We start from the raw sequence: 14,448 nt of genomic DNA on the forward strand, positions 1-14,448 counted from the left end.
CATTTTCTAGACCATCTACCGTTTAGTATGATGTTGCGGCTCGGCGGGCATGTTTGTGCTCCTTCGCAGACGCGAGGGGCGCGACTTCATTGCCTTGTTTACCTCTTCTTGTTGGTTCATGCTGGCTGTTGAGTGCACCGCCATACCTTAGCGGGCGGCATCACCTCGATAATGGGCAATGGCGGGATCAGCATTATCAGATCACCCCCGCCCCCGATCCCTGATCACCTGCGTATCAGTATAGATCTCATGCAGCCGTTCATCTTGCTCATGCAGGCGCTTCATGACGGCTGAATGGTTTGCCTCACCGCTCTTCGCCAGCTGGCGCACCTCGGCCAGCACATAGGCGGTCTGATCAACCGGCGGCGGGGCGGACCCGACCTCGACCGGCGATTTTCTGGCCCCCTTGATCCACGCGACCAGTGCGCCGACGAGGAAGGCAATGGCGGCGCCGACGACAACGCCGATCTGTTCGGGGTCAGTATTTGGGGGCAGCAGCGGCATCGGCAGAGGACCTGTAAGCAGCGAGGATGTCAGCACAGGCCAGCAGCAGATAAGTCATGGCCCCGGTGGAAAGCACATGGGCATGGCCCAGCCAGAACGCGGCCAGAGGCGCAGCCCCGAGCGCCCCGAACATGGGCGCAGACATAAGCGAACCGATCTGCCTCAGGCGCGGTGAACGGCGCCACGCCCCGTTGATGTAAAGCCCGGCCATCCTGCCCGCCGCGATCATACCGAGCAGACCCGCCATCATCGCATCGGTAAGGCCGGCGCCGGCCAGCACTGAGAAGGCCGGGATCTCTCTCAGCGTCTCCCCCGGCATCATCAGGGTGACGGCAAAGCCCAGCAGGATCGAGCTGGTGAGCCATTCCAGCGCCCTCCCGTGCTGTAGCAGGATGTCCATGGTTCGGGTCATTGCGCCTCCTGGGCGTGTAGCTGTCGCCGCGACGGGCTAAAGGATGCAGGGGATTAGTAGTGCCACGCGCGCCTTGGGTGCAGAGCTGCCCCCGGTTGACTGCCGTGGAAACATTAGGTCAAAATTGCATGATTCTAAACTGGATGCGATTATGACTAATAGGCCTGAAGGAAAGCTATTCTCTTTGATCTATGGTGACCGAGGCACACCACGGGCGCCGGATGAATTCGCCATAGGTCGAATTTCACTAGTAATGGATAGACTGGTAGGTTCGCCAGGCAGGGACAGGTACTCACCCCAAAGGGCGCACAATTCCAGTGCTATAAGGGATTTCATATCAGAAAACATTGGTGTCGAATTTTACGACCACCTGAGTTGGAAAGATTACCTTAAGCGCCTAAAGATTGATCGTCAATTCAACTCCATTACTCTATGTTATCGCGCCCTATCAGGAATTGAAAAGTCAATCGCAAAAGAGCTTGTTGATTCCGTTCGGATAATCCTGTCTGAAGAAAATGTAGCATATGAGATTGATAACAAGGGAGGTTTTCACCCCCTTATTGACGCAGAGTTCAGCTCATCTCTTAGCTCCACATTGTCGTCATTGACCGGAACTCGACACACGGGAACGCTTGAGAAAATACTCTCAATGGAGCCCGCACTGATATCCAACCCAAAGAATTACATTGCGGCAATCAGGGCCACATTTGATGCGTGCGAGAATCTTTACAAGGTGATGTTCACTAAGGCACCAAAGCTCGATTCAAAGACAGCCAAGGCCAACCTTGAGGCGTTGGTACAAAAAACATACGCCGACCGTCCCACAGTTACGCGCACCACTATCAAGCTAGTTAATGGCTTTGGCGAATGGATTGATGCAGCCCACAACTACAGGCACGCTGAGGGGACCGAGAAGCCGGATCAACCCGAAGAAGAACTTGCAATCCTTCTAATAAGTGAGGGACTGGCGTATATTCGTTGGCTTGCTCAGATCGATGCCAAAAACCTCCCGTAAGGTTTGGGGCTTTCCTACGTAGACGCCACCACGCCCAGTACCACCAGCGCGGCCTGCGGATCATCCCCAATCACCGCCGCGATGCGGTCAGGTGCGGCAAATGGCTCCGGGATGGCTTCCGGATCTTCCGGCGGCTGCCAGACCGCGATCAGCGCCTGCGCGCGGTCGGCGGCGGCCATGTCGGCGCCCCAGGCAGGTTCGGTCAGCGGCGAGACCGCATTCGTCAGATAGACGCCCGCGACAAGGCCCGAGGCCACGCGGTAGCGGTTGCCGGCCGTGTCCTGGTATTCGGGCGCTATGGTGAAGGTCTGCTCATCCTCAGGCCCGTAACCAGTGGCACGCGAAAACTGCCCGGCATCGGCGAGATGCGCGACCGGGCAAGCGATGGTGATGCGGATCTCAGACATAGAGCCCTCCCCAATAGCTGCGGATCTGCGCTTCTTCGGCGGCGGTAAACGCCCCCTGGCGCAGGATCACCTGGGCCTGACGCTCGGCGCGCAGCAGGTTGATCGGCGTGGTGCCGTCTGAAGCTATGGTGGTGATGGTCACGCCGCCCAGCACATCGACATGAGCGAGCCCATAGGTTCCGGCCGGAAGCGGGGCCGCGTTGAGGCTGTCGCCACCGTCATTCCAGAGGTGCCAGATGTCGGGCTTACCGGCTTCGGTGATGTCGTTGGCACTAACCACATCCTGGAATGGAAGTTTCACGCCACCAATATTGATACAAGCGCCCCGAAAGCGGAAAGACCTGCCAGCGGGGAAATTATTGTTGTATTGCCCGGCGACTAGGGCGGCGGAAGTGTAAGCATTCCCGAAGCAGCGCACGGTGATGCGGCGCTCTCCTGACCCTAGATCAATGTTCTCAACTACCTGCGCGTTACCCGTTGTTGTGGCAACACCAGTGACAATGTTGACCTGCGCTCTGACGAACGCACCGCCCTCCGCGAACGCTCCGATACAAACGAACTCACCGGATACGGCCTCCGGTGTTAGTGCGGAAACATCGGCGGTTATAACCAACTCTGTTACAGATACATTCACTCGGATATTGGCGGCTTGGTTTGCAGTAGAGGCTGTTACTACATCTCCCACACTCACTGCACCGCTAGCTTGTAGCCATCGGGAAAGGTCTCTTGACGACGAGGCAACATTGGTTCTCCCGCCCTTCGGATGGCGCGCCAGCGTCGGGCGTGACAGCGCTGTGGCCTGCGACGCATCGACCGATCCGGTGAGGCGCTTTGCAAGCCCCACGGGCTGGTCAGGAAGGGTTGCCGGAATGGTGCCAGCGGCGTCCTGGAATAAGAGCCCAAGCGCAGGATTGTATTCAGCCCAATGCCCGGCTTGCCCGGCACCGAAGAGTGCGGCGGGGGTCCAGGACGCCCCAAGAGCAACGGACCACAGCGAAAGCCCGAGGCCCAGCATCACCACCACCCCACGACAGTACCCGTGGTGCCGGTCGCCATCACCCTGCAGGGTGAAAAAAGCAGGATCTGGCCAGCACTAAGGGCATAGGTGATCACCGTGCCCGCATCATCGCGGATGGAGACATTGCCGGCGGCAGTGCAGATGATCACACGGGGCCGCTCGCCGGATACGGCCAGATCAACCGTATCGCTGGGTGTGATCGTGCGGTGGCGCATGCCGGGCGCGGTGCGGCCAACCGCGTGAGAGCCGAAAGGATCGGACATTGTGGACTCCATAAAAAGCCCGCGCGAGGCGGGTTTGCGTCAGGTCGGATTTTCGGAAGGATCACATGCCCCGGATGGCGTTGATGATATTGCGCGCCATCAGCCCGTGACCGAGGCGATTGGGATGCAGCCCATCCGCGAGAAACTTGCCGGCATCCGCGCGCACGAAGGGAGCGAAGTTGTCGATCAGATCCAGCGTGTTATCCTGCGCCGTCTCCAGCAACATCTGCCGGATATCCCCCATCGTGCATTTGAAGTCCGGCGGCCCGTCCAGCGTCGGGCGATTGGCGCACATCATGATCAGTTTGGCAGTGGGCGAGAGGGTTTTCACCGTGTCGATCAGCGCCTGCGCATGTCCGCGCGCCTCGGACAGCGTATAGGACAGGTCCGGGCGCTTGCCGCGGTCATTGGTGCCAAGCTGGATGAAGATAAACCCGTCCTCGGCATCAACCGCCAGACCATCGCCGAAGCCGCCCGAGGTCAGCATGTTGTTGCGATAGGTCATGAAGGACGTGCCGTTGATCCCCTGATTGGAAATCACGATCTGGCGGCGGAACTCGATGGCATAGGTATAAAGCGACTGTGTCGCCCCGGCCCCGGCATTGTTCACCGTGCGTATTTCAATTTCGGCATCGACGGTATAGGCGGGCAAGGCGTGGTGGCGGCGGGTGCGCGCGGTATTACCATCCTCGCCCAGCGTGGTCGAATAGACGCCGCCAAGCTGCACCCCATTGACCCAGACCGTATAATCAAGACAGCCGGAGGCCAGTGCATCAAAGAAGAACGTGAACTCTTTGCCCGTCATCTTGAAGGCATATTTGCCCGAGCTGCCCCCGCCAGATCCGTCCGTGAACCGGTGCTGTGCGCCATAGGGATAGGCGGCGTTGTAAAGGGTCTGCTGCGTAAAGCTGCCCCCGGTGATGGTGACAGTGAATTTCGGCCCGGCCGGGAACACCCCATCCGTGCGCGAGAAGGTCGCGATGCTTTCGCCCGAGGGGCTGGCGGGCCAATTCGACAGAACCGGCGCGGCCCCGTTCGCATACTGCTTGCCGATCCAGCGTTTAAGCTCATTGGCCCAGGAGGCCGTGTTGTAAAGGTTCCTGGCATCCGAACCAGTCGCATCGCGCGGGGCGTCCGCGCCATTCTCGGGAAGCGTCTGGCCCCAGGTGATGCTGTCGCCCAGAAGGCTGATTTTGATGTACTGGCGGAAGGGGTCTCCAAGCGCGCGGGCCAGTTGCGCGATCTGCCCGCCGAAGCGCCAGACAGCCGCAGGGGCGTCGTCCAGCTCACCCAGCACCAGGGTTGAGCGGGTCAGACCGCCGACCGAGAAGAAGCCGTTGATGTATTTGTTGCCGGCGGGGATCGCGGTGACCACATGCGTCCGCCCCATCAGGTTGATCACCTGACCGCTGACAAGGGCCTCAAGCGTCGCAAAGGCCGCGCTGTCATTCGCGACCCCATCCCCTTTGGCCCCGACCTGAGCCGGAACAATGCCCTGCTCAGTCAGCAGCCGCCAAAAGCCCCCGCCCGTGGTGATCCCGCCCGGAGTGATGGAGCCGTGCCGCAGGTAGGACGCGCCACCCCCATCCCCCGCAACCGCGTAACCCGTGGTCTGCATGGCGCCGTAGAGGCCAAGATCATCGGTCGCTGACACAGCCGCAGCGCGCGTCATGTAGCCTTTGGCCAGCGGGAACTGCGCGAGGTCAACAACCTCATCCCGGATCACCTCGACGCCAGCCCGGGCCTCTTCCGCACGGCCAGCATCCACGCCAGCCGAGGCCGCAGCCCCAAGCGCCTGCGCCACCGCATCGTGGGCAGTCGGTTCCGGGGTCGGCAGCATCAGCAGCTCGGCAAGGGCCACCGGGCCGGGGCCAGTGAGCGAGATCGAGCCCAGCGGCTCTTCCAGCCACTGCCCACGGGCGGCAGCGTTTGGATAGGTGTAGATCACATCGTAAAGCGTGCCGCGTTCGCTGGCCGAGGTCCTGTTCAGGGTTTTATCAATAATACCCCCGACAACCACGGCTTCTTCCGGTCCCTTCATGATGAGAGAGCCTCCCTGACGATCCCAGGACCGCAGGCGGAAGATCACTTTGCAGCCGTTTGGCGCGGGCGACCCATCGGGCAACATTACAGGCCCGGTGACCCGGGTGCGAAGTACAGCCATGTCAGGCCCTCAAATTGTCAGGTGGTGGTTGCAGATGCGACGGCCGACCAGGCCGATGCATTTCCAAGGCTGTCGCGGGCGCGCAGCCAGTAATAGCGGGTGACGCCGGAACTAAGGCTGCCCTCAGAGCTGGCGACCGTCACATTGGCGCCGAGCGGGATATCGGCGATGATTGCCGCGCTGCCGATCAGGTTGACGCTGTTTGCGGCAAGTTCGACCCGGACGGCGTTTGCGTCATTGGCCTGCCGCAAGGTCAGATCCACGCGCCCGATGCCGCCGATAGCCATCAGGATCGCCGGGACCGCGACAACGCGCGTGGGCGCAGTTGCGATGACCGGTCCGACCTCAACCCAATCACTCTCGCCGTAAACCCCGATGCCCCGCACGCGGGCGCGGTATTGGCGCCCAAGGGTCACCGGCACGACATAGACCGGGATCCTCGCCTCAGACCCATCCTCTGGCCCGACAGTGCCGCCCGAGGTCCATTGGCCCGGCCAGACCCATGCGCCAGGGGCTCCATGTTCGCCGCCGCCCGGATGGCGCCAGATCTCAGTCATGTACTGCCATTCATAGCGCAGCAGCGAGGAACTGCCGGGGCGCGACCAGGACAACATCACGCGCGGGGTGATGGCGCCCGCCTCGGTGATATCGGCTGCATCGCCACCGCTCACCAGCGCCACCCCTTCGGGCGGCTGCAGCGTGGCAACCCATGGATCCAGCGCCGCGCCCTCGACAACCTGCTCTTCGGTGGCCGCGTCCCAGGCGAAAATCTCTGCCGAGGTCTGCTGCAGAACCACTGGCAGGCGCAGGGTGATGCTACTGTCATCGTTGAGGCCTGCAGCCGGGCTGATCTGCGACACGTCATAGAGCCCATTCCAGCGCGAAAACGGCGCCGGCAGATCGACCTCAGCCACCGATCCGGCGACCAGCACGAAGGCATCCGGGAACAGTTCACAGGAAATCGAGCGCTGCATGCGCGACTGCATCACCGCGATCTTGGCCAGGCGCTGCGCCTGCCGGTGATCGTTCACAAAGTCGAGTCGCAGATCGAGCCGGCGCGGCAGGCCGCCATCGGCTTCCGCCGCCCCGGGCACGATGAATACCGGCGCCTCGGCCAGTTCATAGGCGCGATCCGCCGCCGCGTAGGAAGCCACCGCTTCGCTGGAAATGCTGTCGCCGGGTTGAAGGCTGGTCAGGCTGATCTCTTGCCCGTCTGTGAAATCCCGGATGGTGTGAACCGCTGGCCGCGCCACTGCCGGAACAATCCCCAGCTGACCGCCGATCCGCACAAGGCGCGAAGCCCCGGCCGCCAGAAGCGGCTGGAGCTGGTCCTCAAGCTCTGACCCGTTGGACCAGACCAGAACCCCATCGGCACGGTAGCGCGGGATGGTGCCTCCTGCCTTCACCGCGACCCGCTGATCCGCAACATCTGCCGCCCAGGCAAAGGTATCGAGCCGGAGATAGTCCGGCAGATAGGGGCGGATCGGGTTGTTCATCAGCGCATCCAGCGTGACCAGCGCCTGATTGCTGCTGGCCGAATAGCTGTCGTCGCGCGGATCCCAGATCAGCGACCAGTCGCCCTCGACATTCAGCTCCGGCGTGGGCGCCGGCCAGCGCCAGCTGCGCTGATCGGGATTGCCGCTATCCACAATGGCCCAAAGCACAGTGCGGCCCTGCCAGGCATCGGTTGCGAGGAAGGCGCCGCCGGTCGTGGCCACGATATAATCCGGGCAAGAGGTCTGATCGCCGCGCCCGATCCAATAGGTGAAATGCCCATTCCCGAAGGTGTCGCCGGTACCGCTGGCTCCGGGCCCGGAAAAGTCGAAGGGATTACCGACCGCCGGTACCGGCCGCTTGTCCAAAAGCACTGTATGGGCAGTGAGCGCCGAGGGCCGCGAGTTGAGCAGCCAGCAGATATAAAGCCCGCGCCCCGACACATGCCAAGCGACCGGCGTTCCGGGTGCCCATCCAGTGCCATAGATATAGCGAAATGGGGGCAGAGCTTCTGGTGCGGTCAGTTCGCTGCGCTGGATCTGTTGATTTGGCTTGCCAGCGAGGGCCGCTGCCGCCGCGCTCAGCAGCACCGAAAGGCCGAGTTGGATCGCAGCCATTCCTGCCGATCCAAACACCGCTGCCATCGCGGCACCCAGCGTCACACCGGGCTGTGCCATCAGTGCGACCACTGTGAAAATCGGATCTGCACCAGCCGGACCCGCCGTCAGGACACCGATGATCGCGGTGGTCGCCAGAAAGAGTTTACGCATGCCAACCCCATGCGGCGGATCGCTGGATTGCGAAGCCACCCCTTGTCTTGCCGGCCCACTGGCCGGGAGTGATGCAGATCAGCAGCGAGCGGTGATCCTTGGAAAGCGCGATGCCCCCGGTCACATGGCCCTCTGCCAGCCCAGAGCGGGCGGCAAGCCCGTGGGCCATCGCCCGGAACCCGCCCATTTGAGAGATCAGGATCGCGGCGCCACGCTTGTCGGCATAATGCGCTCGGACAGTGGCCATTGGGTCGATGCCCCAAAGCCGCAGAAACACATCACAAGCGGCAGAGCTGCAATCGCACGGCCCCCATTCGAAGGGCCGCAGCATGACCGCTTCCACCGTCTCCAGCACTGTTTCCGGGGTCACGGCTCGGGCCAGCGCGTCTTTTCGGCGCGGGCACGAGCCAGCACCAGTTTCTTGCCCGCCGTGTCGTCAGGGTAGGACCGCGACTGATCCTCATGACTGTGCGAGATCGCCGCCGCCGTGCGATAGCCCGGCCCGGTGGTCAGTCCGACCGTCAGGCGGTAAAGGATCATGGTCGCCCCATCATCCCCTTCAACCGTGACCGACAGCACCAGAGTATCCATGGTGCCGCGCCCCAGCTCGACCGGCTCGCCGATCAGCACATTGCCGCCCGGTTCCGTGGTGACGCCCAGCCAGATCGCCCCGGGGCGCTGCCGGATCTGCGCATCGGCATAATCCGCCAGCTCTTCCAGATTGCAGACCAGCGACAAAGACAGATCTACCGGCATCCCGGAAGTGCTTTCTTCCGGCAGGTCGACCTGGCCGAACTTGCCGACCCCTTGCCAGACATGCCCATCCCAGGTGATCGGCCCGGTGCCGCTATGGGCGAACATGGTGGCATCCGGCCAGTCGAGCCAGACCAGCACCACCGGATGGAACGAGGGGCCTGACAATGCGGCCAGCGTCTCAGGATGGATGACGCGCATCAGATCCATGGATTGCGCTCCGTAAAACCGCCGACTTCATCGGCAAAGACCTCGCGGAAGGTCCAGCTATAGGACCAGTCGGCACCGATGGGCTGATCACCGGTCGGGATGCCCTGCGGGCGGAACACCGCGCTTTCCTGCGCCTCGAAATCCACCACGCCCGAGCCGCTGACGGCATTCATCACGCGGATCACGGCCACGCCCGACGCATCTGCCTGGGCATTGTTCAGCGACTGAAACACCGTGCCATTGACCGCGAACCGCTCGCCGGGCCGGATCACTTGCAGAAAGGACGGCAGGCCAGAGATCCGCCAGGCCGGGAAGCCTGACGAAGTGATCGCGGTCGCGGTCATCGGCAGCGAGTACCAGTTGAAGCCATGGCCGGGATCTGCGTCGAGGTGCCAGTTCGGCGACCAGCTTGTGAGCCTGACCGCATTGACGCCGCCTTTCAGGAGCCGCCCCAGCATCTCCATATAGCCGCCGCCGATCCGTCCCCGGGCCAGCGCCGAAACATCCAGTGACACCCATCGGCGCGGGCGCTGGCTCGCCTGCATCTGGTCCCGTCCCGTCAGGGCAGAGCGCAGCGCAGCAACGGGCTCTTCAACCTTCCAGCTGCGCCCCTTCACCCCGACCGGTGGCCAGGCGAAAACATCGATCGACATCAGCGCTGCCCCAGAACCGACTTCGACTGGCGCGAGGTCCGGACAGTCGCAGCGACCGACTGTCCGACAATGCTTGCGCGCTCTTGCTGCACCACCTGTCCGGCAACATCACGCATCGTGGCGGTCAGATCGCCGGTGCTGCGATCAAAGCCGATCGACAGATGTCCGGGGCTGCCCGACTGCCCCGCACGATCGGCAATTCGCTTGCTGACATCTGCCGGGATGATCTGCGTCCCCTCAGGCAGGTTCATGATCTCGCCACCCAGTTCGTTGATCCGGGTCAGACCGCCCCGCCAGTTATTTGTGCCACCCGCGTTCGCCCCGACATTCATGAGGCCGCCAATGAAACGTGCGAAACCGCTGCCGCCAAACATGCCCATCGCCGCCGACATCATCTGAGCTTTGGCGATTTCGAGAATGAGCTGAGCGACCGCCCGTTTGGCCGCACCCGACCCCTCCAGGACAGCGCCAAAGATGTTTCCGATGGCATTGGCCCCGGTTTTGGAATTGGCTTCGACCTGCTGAAGCTGCTTCGAGGCTTTTTCCGCCGCATCGCCCGCATTGACATAGGCAAGTGCCAGCGCGTCGATTTGGGCCATCAACTCAGGCGTAACCTCTTTGCCTTGCTTCTGCGCGGCCGCCAGCAACTCGGCACGCTTGCGGGCATATTCGACGGCGTCCGCATAGCGAACTCCTGAGCTTGCGACATAGGCGAAAGCAACCGCCTCAGCCTGCAAGGCTGCGGTCTCTGCCTTTATCGAGGCGATGGCTTTGGCGTAATCATCCGGCGTTCGCCCACCGCCGCCGCCCTTACCACCGCCAGTCGTCTGTGCATCCAGCCAGTCACCGTAGCTGTCGACCCCGGGCAATTCGGGGCGCTTCGTTGCACGGCCCGAGGTCGGCGCATATTCACTTAGAACGGGCGCGTTGTGGCCGCTGTCCCCACCCGAAGCTCCGGAAACGCTGATGCCAGTAACACTGGCAAGCCATCCCATCAGTGACTTTGCGAGACGTGCCGCCACCCCCATCGCACCGCTGAGCCGGTTTATCTCTGAAATGACCCCGCTCATTTTCAATGCGTCGACATCCGAAAGTTTGCTCAACGCATCGTCTGCATTTTTTCGAACCTTGAGCAGTCCATCAGCCAATTCGGAGGAATTAATCTTGCCTTGCTTGAAAGAAGATACCAAGGCATCCGATGCCACTGATGCGTCAATCAGAGCTTGCGCAACATCTGCATTTCCAAGGGCAAAGGCCGCATCAGCAGCATCAATGAAAGCTGTCTCCAGTTCATCTGCTGAATTAGTAAGCTCCCAAACAACCTCATAGAGATCGGCGATTGTCTTCTTGTTGCCTTCGATAGCGGTTTCACTCGCCAACAAAGCATTAACCAGATCATCGCCCAGGAATACCTTTGCCCGGTCCATCGACTCCATAAGTTCCATAAGCATGGACTTATTGCTATTGGTGAATTCCTCGATTGCATCAGCGGCTGCTATAACCGATTTCTTAGCCCAGTTTTCCATCGCTTCCGACAGTGCGTTGAACTTCCGGTCCAGTTCATCCGCTTTCGCGATCATCTGATCCGACATCACCGCACCAACTTCATGTGCCCGACCGATGAGCTTGCGCATGCCAGCCTCGCCTTGCCCCAGGAGCTGCAAGAACTGTTCTCCCCCAGCTCCGCCCAGCAACTCATCTAGGATCCGGATCTGCGCAGCCTTATCAATCCCCTCCAGGCGTCCGATGATTTCCAGCATCAATGCCGAGGGATCCTTGAGCTTGGCTTTCAGGTCCGCTGCGGTGAAGCCGATGCGCTGAAACGCGTCTGCCGCCGATCCGCCGCCGGTGGTGATAAACTCGTCTGCGCGCAGATTGAGCTCTTTGAACCCATCAACAACAGCATCGATGCCGATGCGGTTCTGTTCCGCGACATACTTCCATTCCTGAAAGCTCTTGAGCGACATGCCCGATCGCTTCGCCTCATCCCCGAGTTCCGCGATGGAGCGCACAGCCTGCCGCGCCCGGGAAGCAAGCTGCTGAAACCCGATCCCCGCGATCGAAAGCCCTAGGGCAGCTTTCAAGCGCCGCCCCACCGATGCCGCCGCCCCCTCGAAGCGCTTCAAATCGGTCTCACCCTCACGCAGCCCGCGCGAGAAGCCTGCTTTTTCAAGGCCAAGAATGGCCTTCAGCCGCCCCACCGTTTTCGATGCGCTCAATTCGGCCTCCTGAGATTAAGGTATTGATCCATGGTCATGGTGACCATTCCGGCCGATGCACTCATGAGCATACGCTCCAGCGCCTCGGGGGGGTGCGGTTCGGCATTGCCGCTTTCGATGTAGCGTTCAAGCCCGGCCTTGTCGGTGTTCGCGCCAACCCAGGCCGAGACCGCGAGCAACCCCCGCTGAGCTTCCTGCCGGGCCGCGGCGCCATCCATGCGGACGGCCCATTCGCGAGGCGTCAGAGACCAAAAATCCTGTGGAGCCAGCCCGGCTTTGACATGGGCCTCGAGAAGCTCTGCCACCCTGAGCCCTCCTCGCTCTCGAGGGCCTGCAGCTTTTTTCCGGGGTCAGCCTCCGGCATCGCCAACGTGATCGCGCGGCGCACAGCGGCGTGAATTTCGGTGTAGTGATCAGCTATCACCGCGCCTGCATCCCGCAAGGTGACCGTGGGGGCGTGATGGCGCAGCAAGGCTGCGACCACTGCGCGCTGATCCTGCAGTCCGAGATCGCCGCTATCGATGCGGTCCAGGCCATCATCGATCTCACCGCCGAAATGCGCCTCGATTTCGCAAAGCGCATTGAAATCGCAGACGAGGCGATGCGCCCCGCCTCCGACAGAGACCTCACCACGGAAGGGGTTGCCCATGATCAGGCCGCAACCACGTTCGCGGTGGGCGCCGAGGTGGCCGAGGTCGAACCGGTGCCATTGGTCGCGGTGACAATCACCCGCAACGGATTACCGACCTGACCGACAATCGGCGTATAGGTCTGGCCGGTCGCGCCGGCGATATTGGTCCAGCCACCGCTGTTGACCTGCCACTGATAGGCCAGATTGCCAGTCGGGTTCCATATCCCGGGCCAGGCAGTCAGCACTTGCCCGACGCGCGCCGTGCCGGAAATCGCCGGAAGGGTTTCGTTTGCCGGCGCTGCCGGAGGTGCGACAGAGACCTTGGCCTTCACCTTGAACACCGCCTCTGCCATTTTCTTGTCTTTGGCGGTCGCGGAAGTCATCCGGTAGGTGTTCACATATGCCACCCAGGTATGGGTCGCGCCACCGGACGGGGTGATTTCGAGGAGGAAATCCTCATCACTGCCCTGCTGTTCCAGATCGGACAGCAACAGATCGGTTTCACCACCGGGCGCGTATTGCATGGGCAAGGTGAAAGTGGCGACAGTCTTGAGCCCCCGGATCGACTCTTCGGTCGCGCCCGGGCTTTCAAGCCAGGTTACATCCACGTCTGTGGGCGTCTGATCCGGAAACTGCACCTCCTCGGCGCCCTTGATGATAGTCCATTCAACCGGCGTTGTGCCGCGACCAATCCGGACGCGGGTGCCATAGCCGAGCGTAACGCCACTGGATGCGGCCATTTCTGTCTCTCCTGTTCAGGGGGTGAGCGGCTCGACCAGAAAGGCCATGAGCCGGAATGTCATCGTCAGAGACCCGGCCCGCTGCTCGCCAGCACCATCAAGGCGGATCTCTGTCTGGGCGAGGTCGCCCTGAATTCCCGATGCCTGCAGGGCATCAAGGATCGCGGTCTCAGCAGCCGCGCTGTCTTCGTCGAGGATATCCTCGATGTCATCGAGGCCGAGCCGCTTGAACACGATATGGACGGTTGTCTCACGCTCTGAGGTGTCGAGGCTGTCGCGGTTCTTGCTTTCAACTGGCGTTGCGATGCCAAAAACCGGAAGATCCTCGGCCGAGATGTTCTGCGCCCAGGCCGACCGGACCGTGAAATCCGCAAACCTTGGCGATGCCGTGAGCGCGGCCTGAATGACTGCGCGGTAGCGAGACCGGTAATGCGTCATCACAGCACCCTTTCCAGCGCATAGATCACGAAAGCGTCGCGCGCGGGCGAGCCGCTGGAATGTCGACTGGTGATCTCATAGATGTGCCCGTCACCCGGCTCGATCCGGTCACCGGTTTTCGGCATCGGGTCGAGTTCTGCCTTATTGACCCGCCACCAGGGCGTATCGAGCAGGATCGCCCGGCCGTCATCGCCCAGCACCTCGACCGGGCTGCGCCGGAATATGGTGATGGTGTCGATCGCGTCGCGCCCGACTGGCAGAAACCTGACTGGCGCCCCCATGATCGAGGACGCCATGCCGGCAAGGCCGTCAAAGATGCGGGTCATACCGCATCAGGCCTCGTAAGGAGCCGCCGGGAAGGATCCGTTGAGGCGAACTTCGCCAAAGCCCGAGGGATTGGAGGCGGAAGCAATGGCCGCGCCGATCAGGATGAAGCCGTCCTCGGGCGCATTGGAGCAAACCAAATCGTCGGGGTCGACGTAGATCGCATCACCCGCCGACCATGCCTGCGCCGCAACCTTGGGCAGGCTGTAGCAGCCCACGACATGCACCTCGACATCATCGCCATCGAGGGCATCGGTCCCGGCCACTCCGGCGATCACGCCTTGGACCACGAGGCCGCCGCTCGCCACCGCAGCGAGAGCGACAAGAGAAAGGGACGTGCCCTTTTGAAGGAAGCTTTTCATCGGAGATCTCCGTTGATGGATAAGAAAAAAGTCCAAAGCCGCCCGGGAGGACGGCTTTGATCAAAGGATTG

18 protein-coding genes are annotated in these 14,448 nt (G+C 61.8%); 2 read left to right on the forward strand and 16 right to left on the reverse strand.

Annotated elements, in window-relative coordinates:
* Positions 1 to 201 precede the first annotated feature (201 nt).
* On the reverse strand, positions 202 to 504 hold the full coding sequence (locus M3484_RS20745) for a hypothetical protein (RefSeq protein WP_249499058.1): 303 nt from the start codon (positions 502 to 504) through the stop codon (positions 202 to 204).
* A complete protein-coding gene (locus M3484_RS20750; RefSeq protein WP_249499059.1) occupies positions 479 to 916 on the reverse strand; it encodes a hypothetical protein in 438 nt (145 codons plus the stop codon). Before M3484_RS20750 ends, M3484_RS20745 begins: the two co-directional genes overlap by 26 nt.
* A gap of 151 nt (positions 917 to 1,067) precedes the next feature.
* On the opposite strand from M3484_RS20750, the gene M3484_RS20755 reads away from it, so the two are divergent.
* Complete coding sequence (locus M3484_RS20755; protein ID WP_249499060.1) at positions 1,068 to 1,931, forward strand: hypothetical protein; 864 nt, start codon at positions 1,068 to 1,070, stop codon at positions 1,929 to 1,931.
* Positions 1,932 to 1,945: 14 nt separating this feature from the next.
* On the opposite strand, the gene M3484_RS20760 is transcribed toward M3484_RS20755, so the two are convergent.
* The 10 genes from M3484_RS20760 to M3484_RS20805 form a co-directional block, all read right to left on the reverse strand.
* On the reverse strand, positions 1,946 to 2,338 hold the full coding sequence (locus tag M3484_RS20760; RefSeq protein WP_249499061.1) for a hypothetical protein: 393 nt from the start codon (positions 2,336 to 2,338) through the stop codon (positions 1,946 to 1,948).
* Positions 2,331 to 3,353, reverse strand: coding sequence for a hypothetical protein (locus M3484_RS20765; RefSeq protein WP_249499062.1), 1,023 nt, complete (start codon positions 3,351 to 3,353; stop codon positions 2,331 to 2,333). Before M3484_RS20765 ends, M3484_RS20760 begins: the two co-directional genes overlap by 8 nt.
* The gene (locus M3484_RS20770; RefSeq protein WP_249499063.1) at positions 3,353 to 3,619 is read right to left on the reverse strand and encodes a spike base protein, RCAP_Rcc01079 family; all 267 of its coding nucleotides are present in this window, start codon (positions 3,617 to 3,619) and stop codon (positions 3,353 to 3,355) included. The genes M3484_RS20765 and M3484_RS20770 overlap by 1 nt, the downstream gene beginning before the upstream one ends.
* 61 nt (positions 3,620 to 3,680) lie before the next feature.
* A complete protein-coding gene (locus tag M3484_RS20775; protein WP_249499064.1) occupies positions 3,681 to 5,660 on the reverse strand; it encodes an SGNH/GDSL hydrolase family protein in 1,980 nt (659 codons plus the stop codon).
* 140 nt (positions 5,661 to 5,800) lie between these two features.
* On the reverse strand, positions 5,801 to 8,047 hold the full coding sequence (locus tag M3484_RS20780) for a phage tail protein (protein ID WP_249499065.1): 2,247 nt from the start codon (positions 8,045 to 8,047) through the stop codon (positions 5,801 to 5,803).
* Positions 8,040 to 8,417: a DUF6950 family protein gene (locus tag M3484_RS20785; RefSeq protein ID WP_249499066.1), complete on the reverse strand. Its 378-nt coding sequence runs from the start codon at positions 8,415 to 8,417 to the stop codon at positions 8,040 to 8,042. The genes M3484_RS20780 and M3484_RS20785 overlap by 8 nt, the downstream gene beginning before the upstream one ends.
* Positions 8,414 to 9,010, reverse strand: coding sequence for a hypothetical protein (locus M3484_RS20790; RefSeq protein WP_249499067.1), 597 nt, complete (start codon positions 9,008 to 9,010; stop codon positions 8,414 to 8,416). Before M3484_RS20790 ends, M3484_RS20785 begins: the two co-directional genes overlap by 4 nt.
* Complete coding sequence (locus tag M3484_RS20795; RefSeq protein ID WP_249499068.1) at positions 9,001 to 9,663, reverse strand: hypothetical protein; 663 nt, start codon at positions 9,661 to 9,663, stop codon at positions 9,001 to 9,003. Before M3484_RS20795 ends, M3484_RS20790 begins: the two co-directional genes overlap by 10 nt.
* A complete protein-coding gene (locus M3484_RS20800) occupies positions 9,663 to 11,882 on the reverse strand; it encodes a hypothetical protein (protein ID WP_249499069.1) in 2,220 nt (739 codons plus the stop codon). The genes M3484_RS20795 and M3484_RS20800 overlap by 1 nt, the downstream gene beginning before the upstream one ends.
* Positions 11,879 to 12,187 carry a phage tail assembly chaperone gene (locus tag M3484_RS20805; RefSeq protein WP_249499070.1) on the reverse strand — a complete coding sequence of 103 codons (309 nt, stop codon included), beginning with the start codon at positions 12,185 to 12,187 and terminating at the stop codon, positions 11,879 to 11,881. The genes M3484_RS20800 and M3484_RS20805 overlap by 4 nt, the downstream gene beginning before the upstream one ends.
* 89 nt (positions 12,188 to 12,276) lie before the next feature.
* Here M3484_RS20805 and M3484_RS20810 point away from each other — a divergent pair, with 89 nt between their 5' ends.
* The gene (locus tag M3484_RS20810; protein ID WP_249499071.1) at positions 12,277 to 12,633 is read left to right on the forward strand and encodes a hypothetical protein; all 357 of its coding nucleotides are present in this window, start codon (positions 12,277 to 12,279) and stop codon (positions 12,631 to 12,633) included.
* Here M3484_RS20810 and M3484_RS20815 read toward each other — a convergent pair.
* From M3484_RS20815 to M3484_RS20830, 4 genes are read right to left on the reverse strand one after another with little or no spacing between them, the layout of a single operon-like run.
* Entirely contained in the window at positions 12,534 to 13,253 is a 720-nt protein-coding gene (locus tag M3484_RS20815; protein WP_249499072.1) for a phage tail tube protein, read from the reverse strand. The two genes, M3484_RS20810 and M3484_RS20815, sit on opposite strands and share 100 nt — an antisense overlap.
* A gap of 15 nt (positions 13,254 to 13,268) precedes the next feature.
* Positions 13,269 to 13,691, reverse strand: coding sequence for a hypothetical protein (locus tag M3484_RS20820; protein WP_249499073.1), 423 nt, complete (start codon positions 13,689 to 13,691; stop codon positions 13,269 to 13,271).
* Positions 13,691 to 14,017: a head-tail joining protein gene (locus tag M3484_RS20825; protein WP_249499074.1), complete on the reverse strand. Its 327-nt coding sequence runs from the start codon at positions 14,015 to 14,017 to the stop codon at positions 13,691 to 13,693. Before M3484_RS20825 ends, M3484_RS20820 begins: the two co-directional genes overlap by 1 nt.
* Positions 14,018 to 14,023: 6 nt before the next feature.
* Complete coding sequence (locus tag M3484_RS20830) at positions 14,024 to 14,377, reverse strand: DUF2190 family protein (RefSeq protein WP_249499075.1); 354 nt, start codon at positions 14,375 to 14,377, stop codon at positions 14,024 to 14,026.
* Positions 14,378 to 14,448: the final 71 nt, after the last annotated feature.

Source organism: Pseudomonas sp. GX19020, assembly GCF_023371075.1.
Lineage (GTDB): Bacteria > Pseudomonadota > Alphaproteobacteria > Rhodobacterales > Rhodobacteraceae > Pseudogemmobacter.